Origin of the sequence: Klebsiella sp. GN_Kp190, from assembly GCF_040061795.1 — a bacterium.
Taxonomy (GTDB): Bacteria; Pseudomonadota; Gammaproteobacteria; order Enterobacterales; family Enterobacteriaceae; genus Klebsiella; species Klebsiella michiganensis.
This window is the reverse complement of sequence record NZ_JBEAFN010000027.1, coordinates 38,588-58,577: the sequence shown is the minus strand read 5'-3', so window position 1 is coordinate 58,577 and position 19,990 is coordinate 38,588. Positions and strand designations below refer to the sequence as shown.

General features: G+C 57.0%; 17 protein-coding genes. 7 read left to right on the top strand and 10 right to left on the bottom strand.

Annotated elements, in window-relative coordinates; genetic code table 11:
* Positions 1-45: 45 nt before the first annotated feature.
* From ABLU67_RS15120 to manX, 3 genes are read right to left on the bottom strand one after another with little or no spacing between them, the layout of a single operon-like run.
* Positions 46-897 (bottom strand): PTS mannose transporter subunit IID, encoded by an 852-nt coding sequence (locus tag ABLU67_RS15120; RefSeq protein ID WP_004103307.1) that lies wholly within the window; start codon positions 895-897, stop codon positions 46-48.
* Between the two features lie 12 nt (positions 898-909).
* The gene (gene manY / locus ABLU67_RS15115) at positions 910-1,710 is read right to left on the bottom strand and encodes a PTS mannose transporter subunit IIC (protein WP_004103305.1); all 801 of its coding nucleotides are present in this window, start codon (positions 1,708-1,710) and stop codon (positions 910-912) included.
* Positions 1,711-1,770: 60 nt separating this feature from the next.
* A complete protein-coding gene (manX, locus tag ABLU67_RS15110; RefSeq protein WP_004103303.1) occupies positions 1,771-2,739 on the bottom strand; it encodes a PTS mannose transporter subunit IIAB in 969 nt (322 codons plus the stop codon).
* Positions 2,740-3,185: 446 nt separating this feature from the next.
* Between manX and yoaE the strand changes: the two genes are divergently transcribed.
* A complete protein-coding gene (gene yoaE / locus ABLU67_RS15105) occupies positions 3,186-4,745 on the top strand; it encodes a CNNM family cation transport protein YoaE (protein ID WP_004852040.1) in 1,560 nt (519 codons plus the stop codon).
* A 38-nt stretch (positions 4,746-4,783) separates the two neighbouring features.
* Here yoaE and ABLU67_RS15100 read toward each other — a convergent pair whose 3' ends face one another.
* The 4 genes from ABLU67_RS15100 to pabB all read right to left on the bottom strand — a co-directional run bounded on the left by ABLU67_RS15100 (position 4,784) and on the right by pabB (position 9,945).
* Entirely contained in the window at positions 4,784-6,349 is a 1,566-nt protein-coding gene (locus tag ABLU67_RS15100; RefSeq protein WP_046878459.1) for an EAL domain-containing protein, read from the bottom strand.
* 131 nt (positions 6,350-6,480) lie between these two features.
* Positions 6,481-7,845, bottom strand: a complete 1,365-nt coding sequence (gene sdaA / locus ABLU67_RS15095) for an L-serine ammonia-lyase (protein WP_014229814.1) — start codon at positions 7,843-7,845, stop codon at positions 6,481-6,483.
* Between the two features lie 162 nt (positions 7,846-8,007).
* Complete coding sequence (locus ABLU67_RS15090) at positions 8,008-8,586, bottom strand: CoA pyrophosphatase (RefSeq protein ID WP_004852034.1); 579 nt, start codon at positions 8,584-8,586, stop codon at positions 8,008-8,010.
* Between the two features lie 3 nt (positions 8,587-8,589).
* Entirely contained in the window at positions 8,590-9,945 is a 1,356-nt protein-coding gene (pabB, locus tag ABLU67_RS15085; protein ID WP_148851782.1) for an aminodeoxychorismate synthase component 1, read from the bottom strand.
* Positions 9,946-10,035: 90 nt separating this feature from the next.
* Here pabB and ABLU67_RS15080 point away from each other — a divergent pair, with 90 nt between their 5' ends.
* The gene (locus ABLU67_RS15080; RefSeq protein ID WP_004103292.1) at positions 10,036-10,215 is read left to right on the top strand and encodes a YoaH family protein; all 180 of its coding nucleotides are present in this window, start codon (positions 10,036-10,038) and stop codon (positions 10,213-10,215) included.
* A gap of 14 nt (positions 10,216-10,229) precedes the next feature.
* Here ABLU67_RS15080 and ABLU67_RS15075 read toward each other — a convergent pair whose 3' ends face one another.
* On the bottom strand, positions 10,230-12,242 hold the full coding sequence (locus ABLU67_RS15075; RefSeq protein ID WP_148851781.1) for a heparinase II/III family protein: 2,013 nt from the start codon (positions 12,240-12,242) through the stop codon (positions 10,230-10,232).
* Complete coding sequence (locus ABLU67_RS15070) at positions 12,242-13,480, bottom strand: alginate lyase family protein (RefSeq protein WP_025106145.1); 1,239 nt, start codon at positions 13,478-13,480, stop codon at positions 12,242-12,244. The genes ABLU67_RS15075 and ABLU67_RS15070 overlap by 1 nt, the downstream gene beginning before the upstream one ends.
* A gap of 525 nt (positions 13,481-14,005) precedes the next feature.
* Between ABLU67_RS15070 and ABLU67_RS15065 the strand changes: the two genes are divergently transcribed.
* The 5 genes from ABLU67_RS15065 to ABLU67_RS15045 are packed head-to-tail and all read left to right on the top strand — an operon-like array spanning position 14,006 to position 19,349.
* Complete coding sequence (locus tag ABLU67_RS15065) at positions 14,006-15,295, top strand: sugar ABC transporter substrate-binding protein (protein ID WP_048263761.1); 1,290 nt, start codon at positions 14,006-14,008, stop codon at positions 15,293-15,295.
* Positions 15,296-15,306: 11 nt separating this feature from the next.
* On the top strand, positions 15,307-16,248 hold the full coding sequence (locus ABLU67_RS15060; protein WP_025106147.1) for a sugar ABC transporter permease: 942 nt from the start codon (positions 15,307-15,309) through the stop codon (positions 16,246-16,248).
* 9 nt (positions 16,249-16,257) lie between these two features.
* Positions 16,258-17,097: a carbohydrate ABC transporter permease gene (locus tag ABLU67_RS15055; protein WP_009651976.1), complete on the top strand. Its 840-nt coding sequence runs from the start codon at positions 16,258-16,260 to the stop codon at positions 17,095-17,097.
* A 10-nt stretch (positions 17,098-17,107) separates the two neighbouring features.
* Entirely contained in the window at positions 17,108-18,202 is a 1,095-nt protein-coding gene (gene ugpC, locus ABLU67_RS15050) for a sn-glycerol-3-phosphate ABC transporter ATP-binding protein UgpC (RefSeq protein ID WP_014229809.1), read from the top strand.
* Between the two features lie 7 nt (positions 18,203-18,209).
* Positions 18,210-19,349 carry an alginate lyase family protein gene (locus tag ABLU67_RS15045; protein WP_014229808.1) on the top strand — a complete coding sequence of 380 codons (1,140 nt, stop codon included), beginning with the start codon at positions 18,210-18,212 and terminating at the stop codon, positions 19,347-19,349.
* A gap of 170 nt (positions 19,350-19,519) precedes the next feature.
* On the opposite strand, the gene ABLU67_RS15040 is transcribed toward ABLU67_RS15045, so the two are convergent.
* A complete protein-coding gene (locus ABLU67_RS15040; RefSeq protein WP_004113724.1) occupies positions 19,520-19,864 on the bottom strand; it encodes a RidA family protein in 345 nt (114 codons plus the stop codon).
* Between the last annotated feature and the right edge of the window lie 126 nt (positions 19,865-19,990).

Sequence of the window (19,990 nt, the reverse complement as noted above, 5' to 3'; positions counted from 1 at the left end):
CAAATAAAAAAGCCGGGGGCAAGCCCCCGGCGCACAGCGTGTAGATTACTGGCCCAGCAGGCCGACAGCGTAGCCCGCGATACCGATGACGAAGAAGCCAACGATGATCCACAGGGCGTTAACTTTCTTGCGCAGCAGCCACATACAGGCGAAGGTCAGCAGCAGCGGCACCAGGCCCGGCATCAGCTGGTCAAGGATAGTCTGCACGGTGGTCACGCGCGTCTGGCCATCCTGACCGGTGATGGTGGAAACCACCAGCGGGATGTTCACGTGCGTCCACTTGTTAACCAATGCCCCCATGACAAACAGGCCGAGAATTGACGCCCCCTCGGTCAGTTTCTGCAGGAAGCCGCCGCCCATATCTTTAACGATATCGATACCTTTACGGTAACCGTACGCGACGCCGTAATAACGGGTCAGCAGACGCACCGCGTTAAACAGGATAAAGAACAGCAGAGGCCCGAGCAGGCTGCCGCTCATGGCGATACCTGCGCCCAGCGCGGCGAACACCGGACGAACGGTACCCCAGAAGATAGGGTCGCCCACGCCGGCCAGCGGGCCCATCAGACCAACTTTGATACCGTTGATAGCACCATCGTCGATCTCTGCGCCGTTAGCACGCTGCTCTTCCATCGCCAGCGTTACGCCGAGAACCGGCGCCGCAACGTAGGGATGGGTGTTAAAGAACTCAAGGTGACGCTTAATCGCCTGTTTACGCGCATCGTTGTTCTCCGGATACAGGCGACGAATAGCCGGCACCATGGAGAAGCAGAAGCCCAGCGCCTGCATACGTTCGAAGTTCCATGAACCCTGGAACAGGTTAGAACGAATGAACACGCCACGAATATCACTCTGAGTCAGTTTTTTCTCGGTGGTATTTTTAGTCATATCAACCATTTCGCTCACCTGTTAGTCCAGTTCGTTGTCGAGATCGTTATTACCAGCAGCCTGCACAGGCGCACCCGCTACGCGGTTGTATTTCGGGCTCAGCTGGATGTAGAGCACCGCCATCACGGTACCAATTACACCCAGAGCAACCAGGTTGAAATCGGTGAACGCGGCGGTAACAAAGCCCAGGTAGAAGAACGGCATCAGGTAGCCTGCGCGCATCATGTTGATGACCATCGCGTAACCGACAACCACGATCATGCCGCCCGCGATGTTCAGACCGCCGGTAACCACTTCTGGAATGGCGTTCAGCATACCCTGTACTTCGCTGGTGCCGACGGAAATCGCCACGATAACGGCAGGGATTGCGATACGCATAGCCTGCAGGAACAGCGATGAAACGTGCAGCCAGGATATGGCCGTCAGGTTTCCATTCTCCGCGGCCTTATCCGCCGCGTGCTGGAAGGCAACGGTGATGGTACGAACGATAATGGTCAGAACCTGGCCTGCCGCGGCCAGCGGGATTGCCAGCGCGATACCGGCACCGATGCTTTGATGGCCGGCGATAACCAGAACGGTAGAGATGATGGAAGCAAGGGCGGCATCCGGCGCAACGGCCGCACCGATGTTCATCCAGCCCAGGGCGATCATTTCCAGGGTACCACCGATAATAATACCGGTTTTCATATCCCCGAGAACGGCGCCAATCAGCGTACAGGCCACCAGAGGACGGTGGAACTGAAATTCATCAAGTACCGACTCCATACCCGCAATACACGCGACGATGAACACCAGCACAATCTGAAGAAAGGTAATCTCCATTGTACTTCTCCTGTTGATTAAGTCTTAAGTTGAAAATTGCGTTGCGATCCGCGGGGTGACTTATTTCACCTTGGCGATCAGATCCATCATTTTCAGTTTCTGGTCGGTGGAAACTTTGCGGGCCTCCAGTTCGATACCGCGGGCATTCAGCTTTTTGAACGCTTCGATATCTTTCTCATCGACCGAAATGGCGTTGTTCACCTGCGTTTTACCCTGGCGGAAAGCCATGCCGCCGATGTTGACGCTGGTGATTTTCACACCGCCTTCAACCACGCGTTCAACGTCCGTTGGGTTAGTGAACAGCAGCATAATGCGCTCGCCTGCGTATTTGGGGTTGTTATAGACGCGGATCATTTTCGCGACGTCTACAACGTGGGCGGTAACGCCCGGAGGAGCAACCTGAGTCAGCAGCGTTTTACGTACGGTATCCGCCGCAACTTCGTCGCTGACGACGATAATGCGGGAAACGTTGGTTTCTTTAGTCCAGCGAGTGGCGACCTGGCCGTGGATTAAACGGTCATCAATACGCGCAAGCCCGATAACCATGTAGTCGTTTGGACCCATTGGCTTCAATGGCGCAGCCGCTTTCGGTGCAGCAGCCTGAACCGGAGCAGGGGCGGCCTTTTCCACCGGCTTCGCTTTCAGCGCCTTAACGCCTTCGCGACCGGTTTCTACCGCCAGGGCAACCAGCTCATCGAACGACGGGTTGTCGTCACGCGCCATCAGCGTTTCGACCAGCATCGGAATATTAACGCCCGCGATGACTTCATAGTGTTCTTTATCGACGACAATGCGGCTGGCCGCGTTAAACGGGCTGCCTCCCCATGTATCGACGAGAAATAACACGCCTTTTGCTGTATCCAGCTTTGCCAGCTGAGCGTTGTACTTTTCGATTAACGTTTCTGCGTTTTCGCCAGGGACGAAATCAATCCAGCCAACGTTTTCCTGTTCGCCCAGCAGCATTTCTGCCGTTTTTAACAGCTGTTCTGCAGCCCAACCATGTGTGCCTATTACAATAGCAATCGTCACTTGCTACCTCCTTTATAATCGTGAATGCATCATCTGTTCTGATACATCCTGAATCACTCTTGCGAACAAAATCGATTCAGTAAGGGTGTAAGATATAAAGTAATTACTACAGCGAATTATTTTAGACAGTGAAAAAATAATTAATGTGATGAAGCTCCGCTAATTATGCATCTGTTGGTAATTATTTTGCAGCGCAAAAAATAGTCTTAGCTATTGCAAAGACAGGTAAATTTTTTCCAATTATGCTCTATATTTTGCTATGTTTACGTTCCGTTTAATTACTCAGGAGTATAGGGCATAGCCCGCTATATGGACCGTCACCGACGTCTTTTCACCTTCCGGCACGCGTTTGCCGCCGCCACCTGCTACGTCTTTTCACCAGCAACAAGTGTCTCGTCTGTGCATGACACAGCGATGACTACGCCTGTCGTTAACTGGAGCTGCTCATGGAATTCTTAATGGATCCCTCTATTTGGGCCGGTTTGCTGACGCTTGTCGTCCTTGAAATCGTACTGGGTATCGACAACCTGGTGTTTATCGCCATCCTTGCCGACAAGCTGCCGCCAAAGCAGCGGGACAAGGCGCGCCTGATCGGCCTCTCGCTGGCGCTGTTTATGCGCCTGGGTCTGCTGTCGGTTATTTCGTGGATGGTGACCCTGACGAAACCGCTTTTCAGCGTTGCCGATTTCTCGTTTTCCGGACGCGACCTGATCATGCTGCTCGGGGGGATATTCCTGCTCTTTAAGGCGACCACCGAACTGCATGAACGGCTGGAGAACCGCCAGCATGACTCCGGTCATGGTAAAGGCTATGCCAGCTTCTGGGTGGTGGTACTACAAATCGTGGTGCTGGACGCCGTGTTCTCGCTGGACGCCGTGATTACCGCGGTCGGGATGGTTAACCACCTGCCGGTGATGATGGCGGCGGTGGTGATCGCGATGGCGGTGATGCTGCTGGCTTCGAAGCCGTTGACTAATTTTGTCAACCAGCATCCGACGGTGGTAGTGCTCTGTCTGAGCTTCCTGCTGATGATCGGCCTGAGCTTGGTGGCTGAAGGTTTTGGTTTCCATATACCGAAAGGTTACCTGTACGCCGCGATTGGCTTCTCGATAACCATCGAGTTCTTTAACCAGATTGCGCGCCGTAACTTTATTCGTCATCAATCGACCCTGCCTCTGCGCGCGCGCACTGCCGATGCGATCCTCCGTCTGATGGGCGGGCGTAAGCAAAGCGCCGCGGCGCATGATAGCGATAGCGCGTCGGTCGTGCCGATCCCCGAAGGCGCGTTTGCGGAAGAAGAGCGCTATATGATTAACGGCGTGCTGACCCTGGCCCAGCGTTCGTTGCGCAGCATTATGACCCCGCGCGGGGAAATTAGCTGGGTAAACGCCGAGCAAAGCGAAGAGGAAATTCGCCGTCAGCTGCTCTCTTCACCGCACAGCCTGTTCCCGGTCTGCCGCGGCGAGCTGGATGAAATCATCGGTATCGTGCGGGCGAAAGAGATGCTGGTGGCGCTGGAAGCGGGTGACAATGTTGCCGCTCTGGCTTCCGCCTCGCCGGCGATTGTGGTCCCGGAAACGCTGGACCCGATCAACCTGCTGGGCGTGCTGCGCCGCGCCCGCGGTAGCTTTGTCATCGTGACTAACGAGTTTGGCGTCGTACAGGGGCTGGTTACGCCGCTGGACGTACTGGAGGCGATTGCCGGCGAGTTCCCGGACGCTGACGAAACGCCGGAAATTGTCATCGACGGCGACGGCTGGCTGGTGAAAGGTTCAACCGACGTGCATGCGTTGCAGCAGGCGTTGGGGGTAGACGATCTGGTTGATGAGGACGAAGATATTGCCACGGTTGCCGGCCTGGTGATTGCCGTCAACGGCCATATTCCGCGTCCGGGCGACGTGCTTGAGCTATCACCTCTGCAGTTCACGATTGTTGAAGCCAACGACTATCGCGTCGATCTGGTACGCGTCGTCAAGCTGCGACAGTATAACGACGAAGAAGAGTAACGGCTGATGCCCGTCGGCCCTCGGGCCGACGGGCATTTTTAAGCGTTCAGCTCCCGACGCTTTTCCGCCGCCAGCCACTGCGGAAAGTCCTCTACCGGCATCGGCCGGGCGTAGTAAAATCCCTGCAATAAATCGACGCCGTTGCCGCGCAGATACTCTTCCTGATCCCGGGTCTCTACGCCTTCCGCGACCGTCACAATCTTCAGCCGATGGGCGAGAGCAATGATCATGTCGGTCACCGTTGCGTTGACGCTATCAATCCCAATTGCGCTGGTGAAGGATTTATCGATCTTCAATACATCAGGACGCAGCTTTTCCAGCCAGGAGAGGGAGCTGTTGCCGGTGCCGAAATCATCGATAGCCAGCTGCACCCCTTTGAAATGAAGATGCTCGGCCATATGGTGGTCGCCATCCTGAAGTACGTCGCGTTCGGTGAGCTCCACCACCAGCTGCTGTACCGGATGGGCGCTGAACCAGTAGTGATGCAGATCGCGCAGCAGTTCGCCGTTGGCGAAATGGCGGGCGGCGACGTTGATGCTGATGTGAAAATGTTTGTCCTGCGGAAAAAGGGCTAATTTGTGGGCCGTCTGGGAGATGACATAGCGGGTGAGGGGAACGATCAGATTATAACCTTCGGCTATGGGGATAAATACCTCCGGCGAAATAGCGCCTCTGCGTGGATTATTCCACCGCAGCAGTATCTCCACGCCGCAGCACTGACGGGTGCGCAAGTCCTGCAGGGGCTGGCACCAAAGCGTAAACTCGTGGGCGGCAATACCGAGATTAATTTCCCGGGAAAAGCTCATTCTTCCCGCGGTCGCCAGCCAGGCGATGCCGGTCATTAACAGGCTGATTATCAGCGCCAGCGGCAGTTCGGCCGGTAGCTCATTGAGGGCGACCGCTGAGGCGCCCGGCCCGCTGACGTTAATGGTGAAGGGAAACTGCGTCGACGACTGGCGGTAGATGATTTGCTCGCCCGGCAAGGATTCCTGTTTAATCAGCCCGGAACCGCTAATAAAGCTTTTATCGCCAATGCTGAGGCCAATTCCGGTAATTAATGGCGATTTTGCGTTAAAAATTAACTCGCCCAGCAGCTCGATATTGATCACCAGCAGCACGCCGTCGGCGCCGCTAAGCGAAGCGGGATACCACTGGATAAGCACCGGCGTCCCTTTAAGCAGCGATGCGTCGTAGCTGAAGGTGAGCAGGGCGTGATTGGCGGGGAGCGCCGGCTGTAACTGGTGAACCGGAATATTTCGTTGGCCAAAAATACTCGAACAATAGAGCAGGTCAGACTGGACCAGCGCGATGGAACGTACCGTTTGCAGCGATGCCGCCAGTTTACGTAACGTGAGGTGGACGTCCTGACAGGGATGGTTCACAAGTTGCAGCAGCGTGGCGTGCTGGGCCGCCAGGGGCCGCAGAATATTATCCATCGCGGCCACCATTTTATTGGTGCTGAGCTGGACGCGCTGCTGATTTAAGCTACGCTGCGAAATAAATCGTATCACTAATGTTGTCGTCAGGGTCAGTAGCGCGACCAGCAAGCAAACCAGGATACGTTTCCTGCGGTAGGTTGTGATAACTTTTTGTGCAGTCTGCATGCGCGACGCCCTGTCGGCTAAAAGTGTTAATGAGAGTAACAGCCGTTATAGAGCAAGTGTAGTGGGCGCAGATAATAATATAGCGTGGAAAAAGAAGAATGCGCCCGGGGGCGCATTCTGTAGGACACGGATTAGTCGCACTGAACTTTAATTGCCAGGCCGCCGCGCGACGTTTCCCGGTATTTGGCGTTCATGTCTTTACCGGTCTCGTACATGGTCTCAATGACTTTATCGAGCGAGACGCGCGGCTCGCTGGTGCGGCGCATGGCCATCCGGCTGGCGTTGATCGCTTTGACGGAGGCAATGGCGTTACGTTCGATGCACGGCACCTGTACCTGGCCGGCCACCGGGTCGCAGGTGAGGCCAAGGTTGTGCTCCATGCCGATTTCCGCCGCCACGCAGACCTGCTCGGGGCTGGCGCCAAGGATTTCCGCCAGGCCCGCAGCGGCCATCGAGCAGGCCACGCCCACTTCGCCCTGACAGCCCACCTCCGCGCCGGAAATGGACGCGTTCATTTTATACAGCGTGCCGATAGCCCCTGACGCCAGGAAGTAACGAATATAGATATCCGGGCTGACGGACTCGATAAAGTGGTCGTAGTAAGCCAGCACCGCCGGTACGATGCCGCAGGCGCCGTTCGTCGGTGCCGTCACCACGCGGCCACCGGCGGCGTTTTCTTCGTTGACCGCCAGCGCGAACATGTTGACCCAGTCCACCACGTTCATCGGATCGTGGGAGAGTTTATCGCTGGCAACCAGCATCCGCCGCAGCGCCGAGGCGCGACGAGGCACGCGCAGCGGGCCGGGCAGAACGCCTTCGGTATTCATTCCGCGATCGATACAGGCGCGCATGGTCTGCCAGATATTGGCAAAATAGTCTTCAATCTCTTTTTTGCTGTGCAGCGCCAGCTCATTCTGCATCACCATGCCGGAGAGCGACATGCCGGTCTCTTTACAGTAGCCCAGCATTTCCTGAGCGGATTTAAACGGATAGGGTACGGCGAGTTCGCTGGCGCTCTCTTTGCCGAAATGCTCTTCATCGACGATGAAACCGCCGCCGATGGAGTAATAGGTTTTGCTGTAGATTTCTTTCTCGCCAGCCCAGGCATGAATGGTCATGCCGTTTTCATGCAGCGGCAGGTTGTCGCTGCGAAAACGCATGCCGTCATTCTGCGGGAAATCGACCTCATGCTGCCCCTGGGCCAGCAGCAGGCGACCGCGCGTTTCAACGTCGCGGATAAATGCCGGTATCGCGTCAATATCGACCGTATCGGGCTGATTGCCCGCCAGTCCCATAATAATGGCGATATCCGTATGGTGGCCCTTGCCGGTTAATGACAGTGAGCCGTAGACGTCAACCGCCACGCGCGTCACTTCATTAAGCAATCCCTTTTCGACCAGGTCATCGACGAACTGTTTACCGGCCTTCATCGGCCCTACAGTATGGGAAGATGAGGGGCCGATCCCCACCTTGAACATGTCGAATATACTAATCACGCTAACACTCCTGACAGGGTTGTCGCGGGTGCGACAACGATGTAATCACTGCGCATAGTGTAAGAGGGAACCGGGTCATCAGCTTATCTATTCACATGAATTAAACTAATGGATAACCGCGGATTTACTAATGCTGAGAACGCCGTCTCAGTTTGAGTATAGCTAAGGACGGGCGCCTATCTGTAGCGCCAGCTCGCGAATAATGCCGGCGGTCATTCCCCAGACAAAATAATGCTGGTACCAGGAGAGCCAGACGCGATGCGAATTGCCGCGGCGATGGATATCCAGCGGATGGTAGCGCCCCAGGCGCAGCGCTTCGGCCAGCGGCATTTCGAAGACCGCGGCCACTTCATCCTGGCTGGCGTGATAGTGCAAATTGGGTGGGATAATCCCTACCACCGGAGTAACCTGAAAGCCGGTCACGCTATCGACCGGCGGCAGAACGCCAATCACCTCAACCGACTCCGGCGGGATCGCCACCTCTTCCTGCGCTTCACGCAGCGCGGCGGCGATTAGCGTTGCATCGCTGTTATCTACCGCGCCGCCGGGGAAGGCCACCTGACCCGCATGCTTGCGCATCAGCGGCGAACGCTGGGTCAGCAGCAGCCCCGGCTGCGGGCGGCGAACTATCGGTACCAGCACCGCGGCCTGGCGCTGGTTGAGCGCGTGGCGCGTGGGCTGCGGACGCAGAAGCTGAAAACGTGAGAGGAAATCGTCAAGTTCGAGGGCGCTGTCCGCCATGTTCTAGCTCTCCAGTTGATGCAGGATACGATTAACTTTATCAAAAGTTTCCTGATATTCCGCTGCCTCTTCGCTATCGGCCACAATTCCGCCGCCGGCGGAGCAGTAGAGGTGTCCCTGCCAGGCCGTCAGCGTACGGATAGTGATACTGGTATCCATGTTGCCGCAGAAGCTGAGATAGCCGATGCTGCCGCACCACGCGTTGCGCCGCTGCGGTTCCAGTTCATCGATGATCTCCATCGCTCTGACCTTCGGCGCGCCGGTGATTGAGCCGCCGGGAAAGGCCGCGCGCAGCAGGTCGGCGGCGTGCAGATGAGCGGGCAGCCTGGCGGTGACGGTGCTCACCAGATGATGCACGGCGGGGAAGGGCTCCACCACAAACAGCTCAGGAACGCGAACGCTACCGGGTACCGCAACCCGGCCAATATCGTTACGCATTAAATCGACGATCATCAGATTTTCGGCGCGGTCTTTTGGCGAGTTCGCCAGCTTTTGCGCCTGCAGCGCGTCCTGCTCAGGGTCGGCCAGCCTGGGTAATGTCCCCTTAATGGGCCGGGTCTGAATGTCGCCTTGCCGGAGCTGAATAAAACGCTCGGGCGACAGGCTTAATACAGTCCCTTCATCCAGGCGAATAAAGGCGCTGAACGGCGCGCGATTGGCGCGGTTAAGCTGACGGAAGGCCTGCCACTCATCCCCGCGATAGCTCGCCGTAAACCGCTGCGCCAGGTTGACCTGATAGCAGTCGCCGCTGTGCAGATAAGCCTGAATCTGGCGGAACTTCTCGCCATACTCCTCGCGGCTCATATTCGCGCGCCACGCTGAGGTCAGGGTAAAGGTTGCAGCGACAGGCGCAGTCTGTGCTTCCAGCCACGCCAGGCGCGCCTGCGGATCGTCATAGCTGAATAACGACACCTCCCGGCGCTGATGATCGACGATTAACGCCCAGTCATAAATACCTACCGCCATATCCGGCAGTTCGATATCCGCGTCGGCCCGCGCCGGCAGATGTTCAAAACGACGACCCAAATCGTAGCCGAACAGTCCCAGCGCGCCGCCGAGAAACGGCAGATGCGGATGAGGCTGCGGCTGCAGGTTACAGTGCGCCAGCTGCTGATGCACCAGCGTAAGCGGATCGGCGGCGGAGGTTGAGACGGTTTCCCCTTCGCGTAGGGTAGTTAGTTGACCGTGAGTCACCAGCGTGGCGCGCGGCTGGGCGACAATGATGTCAAAACGGTTATGCGCATGTTCGGCAAAACCGGAATGCAGCAGCATCGCCCAGGGCTGGGAACTTAACGGGCTAAAATAGTATTCAGCGGCATCCGGACGCCAGGGCAGGGAAATCATAGCGGGGGACAACATCGTCTTCTTCAATCCTGATCGTTACCGTCCGCTGGTATACGCGCGGACGGCGTGAAATAATTACGCCCCACAATGTAGCAGGAGTCAGTCATGTTTGCAGGTTTACCTTCGCTGAGCCACGAGCAGCAGCAAAAAGCAGTGGAACGAATTCAGGAGCTGATGTCGCAGGGCATGAGCAGCGGCCAGGCGATTGCTTTAGTGGCGGATGAACTGCGCGCCTCGCATACCGGGGATCGGATTGTGGCGCGCTTTGAGGATGAAGACGAGTAAATCCCCCGTTGTGTTCAGATGCCGCTTTCCGGGAGCGGAAGGATCGCATCAGGTCGTTTCCCGGGATCGTCGTACAGCGTTACGTGCGTTACGCGATCGCCGCGCCAGAAGGTAATGTGCGTACCGGCTGGCGTATGATGCACATTCACCTCCGTCAGCGGCGCGCGGTTAGCGAAATCCCACAGGCAGACGAAACGCGCCTGCGGCAGGTGATTGCGCATCACCAGATAGCTGAGATCGCGAATCGCCGGGTTATCGGGCGCCAGCCCTTGCCAGAGTTCACCATCGCCGGAAAGCCAGAGCGCAACGGTGTCTTTGTCGCGCGCAAAGTGGCGCGGCTGGCAGCCGTTCAGCGGGGTCATGGTGGCATTGGCCATATGTCGCAGCGGTCCGCTGAGCGAAAAAGGCTGCGGCGTACCGCTCTGGTCCAGCGCCCGCGCCGCCAGGTGCAGGGTCCAGTCAAGCTGCTGGCGATGCGGATTTTCCACGGTAGAGAGATCGATCAGTACCTCTTCAAGCCACAGCAGGCGACGGCGAAAGCGCACGCCTCGCCAGGCCGCCGCGTCCCACTCGATGCGGCTATGGCTGTTGAGCTCCGGCGGCGGCTTCCCCCAGTCAACCTCGCTATCCAGCCACAGAGAGTCGCTATCCATATGCCAGCCTAGCACCTGCGGATTGGCCGGAGGCTGGTTGGTCTGATTGACCGAAAGCGTATTGTGGGTGGCGCTGTTTTTGTAATAGTCATAGTGCATTTTCGCACCGTAGCCGGTGGTGCCCATATCCGTGAGCAGCCAGCCGTCGCGATGCCAGAGCATCAGCCCCAGCCTGTCGTAATGGTCGTGCTCGCCGCCCCAGGGGCTGTGCTTAATCAGCAGCGCCTGCTGCGGTCGCCGCCATAACGTCAGGCCGGCGCCGGGCGCAAACAGCGACTGCTGCGGGATCAGCGGCAGGGGCGTTTCCGGCAGGGGGCGTTCGCGCCACAGTAAGGTTTCACGCTTGTCGGGCGTCGTTTCGGTAAACTGCAGCACCGCGGCGTACTGCGGGTCACGCCAGATAAACCAGGCGAACTCGTAAAGATCCCGATGGTTGAGCTTCTCCTGCCCGGCGAGGCAGTCATTAAGCCGCGGGAAGGTGCCGTCCGGCAGCAGCAGCGACAGCGGGAACGTCAGCATCGCCTGATACCACGGGCCATCCAGCAGGCTCCAGCGGGTGCCGCGCGCCAGCTTCTCAAAGGCCAGAAAGCCCTGCAGCGCGTAGTAGTGATAGTGAACGGAGCCTTCAAACCATAGCCCCTCCGCCAGCAGGCCATTTTCCAGCTGCCAGCGCAGGCCGTACGGTTGGTTCACGGCAAACTCCAGCAGCGTCTCATCTTCGAGGATGAAACCCAGTACGCCAAGCGCCGCGCTGATTTTAACCTCATGGTTATGGATCTGCGGACTACGATGGTCGCGCAAAAACGCTGCCGCGCAGCGCAGCAGGTTTTCACTGATGTGCCGCTGCTCGCCGGGCGCCAGGCTGTCGCGAATGAAGTCATAACCCAGCGCCATTTCCAGAATGCAGTTGGCTTCGCACAGCGTCTGGGCGTTCATCTTGCCCGGTCCGTTGTTGGGAATATCGCCGTGGATCTCATAGCCGGGATAGACATCCGCGTAGCCCATCAGCAGCGTGCGAACTTTATCGCGATACGCCGTTTCGCCTGTCAGCCGCCATAACAGGCCAAGCTGCTGACAGGCGCTGGCGTTACGGCCATTCATCTCGCGCCACCATGCGCCATCCCACGGTTCACCGCTAAATATTTCCCCATCGACCGGGCAGGCATGCTGGTGGGGCGTATCCGCCCGCCACGCCAGGCGCACGCCGTGGTGCGGACAAAAGTAGTAGAGATTCCAGCTGGCGATCCCTGACTGCGGAATGCGAACCGCTGCATCTAATACCGGCTGAGCATCCTTCACCAGCCGTTCAAGCAGTCCGCTATTCGCGGCTGCACGTCCGACAATGTCGGGCCAGAGCCCGGAGAATTGTTTCATTAGCGGTTATCCCTGACCTCTGACGATGCGGAAAGCGGGGCGATGAGCGTAGTGATATCGTCGGGGTATTTCGCCCGCAGCCACTGCGCTTTGTCACGGAACAGCGGATCTTCCGGCCAGGCGTGCGCGGCGGTGGCGATATTGCGCAGCGCTTTCTTGTCATCCATTTTATCCAGGTCCTTCCAGGGCCACGGCGTATCGCTGTTAATAAACCCGGCGATGTACTGATAGCCTTTGCGCAGGCTATGGTCGTCGAGGGTGAAGTTCCAGATATCGACGCCCGCCTTCTCGCCGAGCCTTCCCAGGCGGTTGTAGGCTTCAAGGTTAAAATTGCTGTAGTGCCACGGGCGCGTGCGCTCCAGTTCGGCCATCTGGCGGCCTTCAATATCAAATTGTCCCGCAATACGCCGCAGCTGGGTGATGTACAGGCGCTTTTTCGCCTCGTCGATTTTCCCGCTGAACAGGGCGAAGGCGGCGGCCTGCATATCGAAATAGCTGCCGTGATTGTTATGCCAGTTCTCTTCTTCAAAGCCGTTCTGGCTGGTGGTCATCCAGTGATAATAGTCACCAAACCACTGCTTCAATGCGCTAACGTCGTTTTCGCTCAGCGCATCGGAGGATTGCAGCAGGGCGATGGCGTCAACGACGTCAACCAGCGCGCGGCTATCAATAATGCCGATACCGCGTCCGGTATTGATGCCGGGAATGGCCTGGGCATGCTGCAGGTTGGGGGTCATGCGCGTTTTGGGATCGAGGAACCAGGTCTTTAACTGCGCCGCCGCCTTTTGCGCGTAGCGATCGTCGTGAGAGAAGTACCACGCCAGCGCCAGCGTTGACACGTCGTTACTCATCTTCACCAGCCGGTTCTTATCGGTGGCGTCGCTATTGGCGTCAGGGTTGGTTTGCCCATCTTTGCGAATATAAGGAAGCCCGTCTTTGGTATCGGGATTCGGCCACCAGTAAGGCGGAAAGCTGTAGTAGTCGTGCTTATTGCCGCTGGCGGCGACCAGCGTTTTATCCATCACCGAGAACAGCGGATGATTGAGCGCCAGATCGGCTTTTTTTAGCAGCGCCGCTTGCGCCTGAACAAATAGCGGATCTTTCGCGGCGATCTGCTGCCGGCTAAAGGCTAAATCCTTTCCGTCTAGCGTGTACGGCTCGGCGGCATACGAGGCGGCGCTCAGGCCGGAACAAAACAGCGCAATGCCTAACAAACCTCGGCGAGGTATTGAGTTCATCGTGATAACCCTTCTGCAAATATGAGAAAAGATAACAACAGAATTATACCTGACGCGTATTTAAAGAACGCGTGAAACAGGCGGTGTAATTAAAAACAATATATTTAAATATTCGATGGCGAGCAGTGTAAAAGACAAAGTGATTTTTTTTGTGATGTCCTTCAAGTTTAACGTTTTGGATAAATAATGACGCTTTTAATGCAGTGTACATCACGTTTTTTGCCGTTTTTCTCTATTTTTTGAATCTTTTAACAAAATCAGTAAAATTATAATCAATTGATTTATATGATTATTTATTTTTTGTCACTTTTTTTGTCACTTCTCTGTGTGATCTGTCTCAATTTTCTTGTTTTTGAAACGCAATTTCTTTTTTATACGGTTGTATTGGGAAATACATTTCTATCTAATGAATGGAAATAATTCTTGCGCCAGCTGTATTAACGCCTGAGCGATATTCAAATTCTTTTACGTGTATTAATTGAGAATTTAATTACCTTTGTGCCCTACAATAAAGGATATGCCATCATGTCTGCCTGTAAATTACGTTCACTGTTACTTCTCACCGCACTCGGGCTCGGCGTTAGTCAAAGTTACGCCGCCACCACTCTCAACGTCTGGATCCGCGCCAGCAATGACTCGAAGAATATCTACAAACAGGAGGCGGAAAAATTTGAAGAAAAAACCGGTATCAAAATCGCGTATTTCAACGCCACCACCGACTTTGAACAGCGGCTGGCGCGCGCCACGGCGGGCAACGCCTTACCCGATTTGATTTTTAACGATGCGGCGTCGCTGGGGCAGTTCATCCAGCTGGGTATTGCCGAAGAAATTGACCCGCAGGCGATCGCGGGCGGCGACCAGCTATTCCAGACGGCTTGGAAGAGTACCCGCTATATCGACGGTAAGTATTACGGCGTGCCGACCTCGGCGCAAACTTTCGCGCTCTTCGTGCGTAAAGACTGGCGTGAAAAACTGGGGCTGCCGCAGCCTAAGAACTGGGATGATATCCAGACGCTGGCGAAAGCCTTCACCACTCAGGATCCCGATGGTAACGGCAAAAATGATACCTACGGCTTTATCGTTCCCGCTTCCACGACGCGCGGCTACGCCAGCTGGTTTATGAGCAGCTTTATCTGGCAGGCGGGTGGTGATTTCGTTAAAGAAGAGAGCGGAAAATTCAGCGCTTCGCTCAATACGCCGGAAGTGGCTCAGGCGATGACCTTTATGCGCACCATGATGTGCGACAAAGTCACCCAGCCGGGCGCGATTAACGCCACCACCGCCGACGTTATTCCCTCCTTCCGCTCCGGGCAAAGCGGCATGTTCTTTAGCGGGCCGTACCATATCGCGCTGTTCGATAAAGACCCCGGTAAAGACAACTTCGAAGTGATCCCGGTGGCGGGGCCGAAAGGCGAAGCCACCCTCGCCGAGGGCACCACGGTCTTTATGATGAAGAGCAGCATACAGAAAGAGGCGGCGCGAAAATTTATCGAATTTATGATCTCTGCGGAAGGTCAGGAGATCGGCATGGGTAAAGGCAGCCAGCATATTCCGGTAGTGCGTCTGCCGGTGAATAAGAACGTCGACGTCAAAGCCGTGTATCAGGACGCGCGCTGGGAAACTTTCGCCAGACTTTACAACGAACAGGGACGCTACGTGCCGCAAATCCCCAACTGGACGCCGGTGCGCCAGGTGGTTGCCGACGGTTTTAACCGGATTTTTGCCGACTGCGGCAGCGATATTCCCGGCGAGCTGAAGACGCTCGACGGCAAGGTGAACGCTGAGCTGAAAAAACAAAATGTGCTGGCTAACTGAGGACATAGGTTATGACGCTGCATGAGACGAAGTCCTCGCCGATAAAGCAGGCCGCTTCGCCTGACTCGACCGGATGGCTGAGCGCAAAGCGTAAGCGGGCGCTGATCCCGTGGCTGTTTTTAGCGCCTGCGCTGATTATTTTTAGCTGGTTTAAGTTTATCCCGATGATTCAGGGTCTGGTGATGAGCTTTTACAAGGTTAACTTTAATCAGCCCAACGAGTGGGTGGGGCTCGATAACTTCACCCGCGCTTTTGCCGACGCAGAGCTGCACGCGGCGGTGGTGAATACCCTGCTTTACGTGGTGGTAACGATGTTCGCCGCGGCTATCCTGGCGTTTTTCCTCGCCATGCTGCTGGAAGGCCCGGCGCGCCATCTGCGCTTTATTCGAACCGCCATCTTTTTACCGGCGGTTACCAGCGCGGCGATCGTCGCCGAAATGTGGCGCATTTTGTTTAACCCGACGCCCAACGGCGTGGTTAACCACATCCTCAGCTGGTTTGGCGTCGCCGACCAGGGCTTTCTTGCCAGCTCCGATCAGGCGCTGGGCGTCATCATGCTGCTGCATATCTGGAAAGCGGTGCCCTACAACATGGTGATCTTTATTGCCGGCCTGGCGGGAATCAGCCGCGATTTATACGATGCGGCGAACGTCGACGGCGCCAGCTGGTGGAACCGCCTGCGCTACGTCACGCTGCCCGGCATGATCCCGGCGCTCTCGGTGGTACTGATGCTCTCCTTCATTCGCGGTTTCCGCGTGTTTGCCGAGGTGTACGCCACCACCGGCGGGGGACCTTCTAACGCCACGGAAATGGTCATGACCCACATCTACAAGCTGGGCTTTGAGCAGTTTGACTATGGCTACGCTTCGGCGGTGTCGTTCCTGCTGTTCACCTTCACGGTTATCTTAACCCTCTGTCATCTGACGCTGAAAAAACGTATCGCCCGTTACTAAGGAGCCGCGATGTTAAGCAAACGTTGGGATACAGCAGGGCGCTGGTGCATCTACGCGCTGCTGCTGATTGTCTTTGTCGGGCCGTTCTGGGGCATCGTCGCCACGGCATTCAGCGGCGCGCCGGTGAAGCCGGGCGAGCTGCTGGCCTGGCCGCATCAGTTCTCGTTGGAAAACTTCATCTTCGCGTGGATGGATATCGGCGTCTGGCAGTATCTGCTGAACTCCATTCTGGTGGTGTTCTTCGGCACCGTTCTGCAGGTGTCGGTCAGCGCGCTGGCGGCGTACGCCCTGGCGCGGAAGAAGTTTCGCGGCGTAGCGCTGGTGAGCCTGGTGATTTTGTCCACCATGATGCTGCCGGAAGAGGTCATCGCCATTCCGCTGTACATGATTATCAACTGGCGGCTGCCGCTGATCGACGCCTCGCTCTACAACAGCTATCTCGGAATGATTTTACCGGTCGTCGGCTGGGCGTTCTCCATCTTTGTCCTGACCGAATTTATGTCAGCGATACCGAAAGAGCTGGAGGAGGCGGCGCGGATTGACGGCGCGAACGAATGGCAGATTTTCTTCCACGTCATTCTGCCGCTGGTAAAACCGGCGCTTGGCACGGTGGTGACCTTCGGCTTTATTATGATTTGGGACCAGTACCTGCTGCCGCTGATTGTGGTCAACCAGGACAGCCTGAATACCATTCCGGTGATCCTCGGCACGCTGCGTACCGATGAGAGCATCACGCCGAACATTTTTATCGCCATTACGCTGCTGGCGATGCTGCCCAGCATCATCGTCTATCTGGGTCTGCAAAAACATTTCAATCGCGGGATTATGTCCGGCGCGGTCAAAGGATAAGGGGTTAACGATGGGATCGGTTGTATTAAATAGCGTGCGCAAATCATACGGGGATGCCCACGTCATTAAAGATGTGTCGCTGACGATTCCGGACGGCGAGTTCTGCGTCCTCGTTGGCCCCAGCGGCTGCGGCAAATCCACGCTGCTGCGCATGATTGCCGGGCTGGAGGAGATCTCCGGCGGCGAAGTACATATCAACGAGCGTAACGTCACCGAGGTGGAGCCGAAGCTGCGCGACATTGCGATGGTGTTCCAGAGCTATGCGCTCTACCCGCAGATGACGGTGCGTGAAAATATGGGCTTTGCCCTGAAGATGGCTAAGCTGCCGAAAGCGGAAATCAGCCAGAAGGTGAATGAAGCGGCGGCGCTACTGGGGCTGGAGCCGCTGCTGGAGCGCCTGCCCAAAGATCTCTCCGGCGGCCAGCGCCAGCGCGTGGCGATGGGGCGGGCGATCGTGCGTAAGCCGCAGGTGTTCTTGTTCGATGAACCGCTCTCCAACCTTGACGCCAAGCTGCGAACCCAGGTACGCGGCGAGATCCGCGAACTGCATCGTCGGCTGAAAACCACCTCGGTGTACGTCACCCACGATCAGATTGAAGCCATGACCATGGGGCAGATGATTGTGGTGCTGCGCGACGGGCGAATAGAGCAGGCGGGGACCCCGCTGGAACTGTACGACCGGCCGGCGAATCTGTTTGTCGCCGGGTTTATCGGCTCGCCGGAGATTAACCAGCTGCCGGGCGTCGTGGTCTTGAACGGTAGCGCCACCAGCCTGCGTCTGAAAGATGGCTCCCTGTTGGCTTTGCCCGCCGGTTTACGGGTCACCGATGGCCAGCAGGTGGTGTACGCCATTCGCCCCGAACAGGTCAACGTGGTTCATGAAGCGCGGGACGATGCGCTGGCGGCGAAGGTGACGGCGGTGGAGAACACCGGCTCGGATATGCAGCTCTTCTGCGATACCGGCGGCGGGGCGTTTACATCGGTGTTCAAACAGCGTCTGGCCGTAAAAGAGGGCGATAAGATCTGGCTGCAGCCGAAGCTCGCCGGCGTGCACCTGTTCGATGCGCAAAGCGGCCAGCGCATAGCCTGCCGGGAGGGAAATTAAGGTGGCGATGAAGCTGTACACCCTTGACGAAACCTGCCTGGAAAACGCCCGGGCGGGCCTGAAGCAGCCCTTCTCGCCGCTGCAGCTGGCGCTAAGCAAGCTGGTATCGGAGGCGGATATCCTGCGTCGGGAAGCGCCGGAAAGCGTGGTACATAAAAAGCTGCGCCCGGCGAGCGGCGACGCGCACGATTACTACAGCCTGGGGACCTACTGGTGGCCAAACCCGCGGCGGCCCAACGGGCTGCCCTATATTCGCCGCGACGGGCATATTAATCCGCAGTGTGAGAACAACGACACGGATACCTCGCGCATTATCCGCATGTGCGAACGGTGCCTGACCCTCGGGCTGGCGTGGTACTTCACCGGTCAGCGCCAGTACGCGCAGGCGGCGGCTGCGCAGATCCGCTGCTGGTTCCTTGATGCGGAAACGCGGATGAACCCGCATCTGAACTATGGCCAGGCGATCCCGGGGATTGTTTCCGGTCGCGGTACCGGGCTTATCGATACCCGCTTAATGTGGATGGTGGTGGACACCATCGGTTTGATTAACGCGGCGAGCGTGCTTGATACCGACGATATCATCGGCCTGCACCAGTGGTTCCGCGACTTTAACCACTGGATGTACTACAGCGACATCGGCCACTCTGAGTACGTCTGGCACAACAACCACGGCACCTGGTACGACGCTCAGCGGACGGTTAACGCGCTATTTTATGGCGATAAAGGGCTGGCGGCGCGGATCATCGAGCAGGGGATCACCCAGCGGATGGCGGCGCAGATTGACCAGGACGGCAGGCAGACGATGGAGCTGGAACGTACCATTCCGTTCCACTACTCGCTGTTTAATCTGGAGGCGCATCTGCTGCTCAACCGCTACGCCGAACACGTTGAGTTCGATCGCTGGAACGCCATCCGCGATGGGCGAGGCGTGAAGCAGGGGATTGATTACCTGGTGCCGTTTATCCGGGAACCGGATCTCTGGCCCTACAGCGACCTGCAGGGAATCGTGTGGGATAGCGCGCTGCGCGTGCTGTTGCAGTCAGTGCGGGGCTATGCAAAACAATCTGCCAGCTATCGTGAAGCGCTGAAATGTGTGCCGCAGGAGACGCTGCAGTTGAAGGAACAGCTGATGTGGTGTCCGGGCTGATAGAACAATGCTTCTTCCCTCGCGACGGCGCTGTGCCCGATCGGCCTGGCTGCTATGTAGCCCGGATAAGGCGTTTACGCCGCTATCCGGGGAATGCGCCGGATAACGGCTTTGGCGCGGCTTCTTCCCGGGCGGCGCTACGCTTGCCCGGGCTACGGGGCCACGCTGTCTTACACGGCGGCGATGATTTTAATCTCGACTTTGTACTTCGGATTCATCAGCTTCGCCTGCACCGTACAGCGCACCGGGGCATGACCGGCGACGACCCACGCATCCCAGGCCTGGTTCATCGCCGCAAAGTCTGCGCCGTCGGCAAGAAAAATCGTCGCATCAAGAATACGCGACTTGCTGCTGCCCTGTTTCTCCAGCACGGCGTCAATCTGCGCCAGGGTATCGGCGGTTTGCGCGCAGGCATCGGCGTCAAGGTTGGACGGCACGCCGGTGTAGTACAGCGTCTGGTTGTGAATCACCACATCAGACCAGCGGGCTTCGGCATCAATACGCGTAATGGTCATGTTTATTTCCTCTTTGTTCCGGTTCATTAAGCTGCGGCAAGACTGCCATAATGTTTCACCTGCGTCACTACCCGCACTGGCGAAAACGACTCCACCCTGACATAATCACTGTCCAAATAACCAGGG

What these genes read in the sequence shown, in the direction of transcription:
- yoaE (WP_004852040.1), top strand. Translation starts at nt 3,186, where the DNA reads ATGGAATTCTTAATGGATCCCTCTATTTGGGCCGGTTTGCTGACGCTT.
- ABLU67_RS15075 (WP_148851781.1), bottom strand. Translation starts at nt 12,242, where the DNA reads ATGAAACAATTCTCCGGGCTCTGGCCCGACATTGTCGGACGTGCAGCC.
- manY (WP_004103305.1), bottom strand. Translation starts at nt 1,710, where the DNA reads ATGGAGATTACCTTTCTTCAGATTGTGCTGGTGTTCATCGTCGCGTGT.
- ABLU67_RS15040 (WP_004113724.1), bottom strand. Translation starts at nt 19,864, where the DNA reads ATGACCATTACGCGTATTGATGCCGAAGCCCGCTGGTCTGATGTGGTG.
- ABLU67_RS15065 (WP_048263761.1), top strand. Translation starts at nt 14,006, where the DNA reads ATGTCTGCCTGTAAATTACGTTCACTGTTACTTCTCACCGCACTCGGG.
- ABLU67_RS15090 (WP_004852034.1), bottom strand. Translation starts at nt 8,586, where the DNA reads ATGGCGGACAGCGCCCTCGAACTTGACGATTTCCTCTCACGTTTTCAG.
- pabB (WP_148851782.1), bottom strand. Translation starts at nt 9,945, where the DNA reads ATGTTGTCCCCCGCTATGATTTCCCTGCCCTGGCGTCCGGATGCCGCT.
- ABLU67_RS15070 (WP_025106145.1), bottom strand. Translation starts at nt 13,480, where the DNA reads ATGAACTCAATACCTCGCCGAGGTTTGTTAGGCATTGCGCTGTTTTGT.
- ABLU67_RS15045 (WP_014229808.1), top strand. Translation starts at nt 18,210, where the DNA reads ATGAAGCTGTACACCCTTGACGAAACCTGCCTGGAAAACGCCCGGGCG.
- ABLU67_RS15100 (WP_046878459.1), bottom strand. Translation starts at nt 6,349, where the DNA reads ATGCAGACTGCACAAAAAGTTATCACAACCTACCGCAGGAAACGTATC.
- ABLU67_RS15060 (WP_025106147.1), top strand. Translation starts at nt 15,307, where the DNA reads ATGACGCTGCATGAGACGAAGTCCTCGCCGATAAAGCAGGCCGCTTCG.
- ABLU67_RS15080 (WP_004103292.1), top strand. Translation starts at nt 10,036, where the DNA reads ATGTTTGCAGGTTTACCTTCGCTGAGCCACGAGCAGCAGCAAAAAGCA.
- ugpC (WP_014229809.1), top strand. Translation starts at nt 17,108, where the DNA reads ATGGGATCGGTTGTATTAAATAGCGTGCGCAAATCATACGGGGATGCC.
- ABLU67_RS15055 (WP_009651976.1), top strand. Translation starts at nt 16,258, where the DNA reads ATGTTAAGCAAACGTTGGGATACAGCAGGGCGCTGGTGCATCTACGCG.
- ABLU67_RS15120 (WP_004103307.1), bottom strand. Translation starts at nt 897, where the DNA reads ATGGTTGATATGACTAAAAATACCACCGAGAAAAAACTGACTCAGAGT.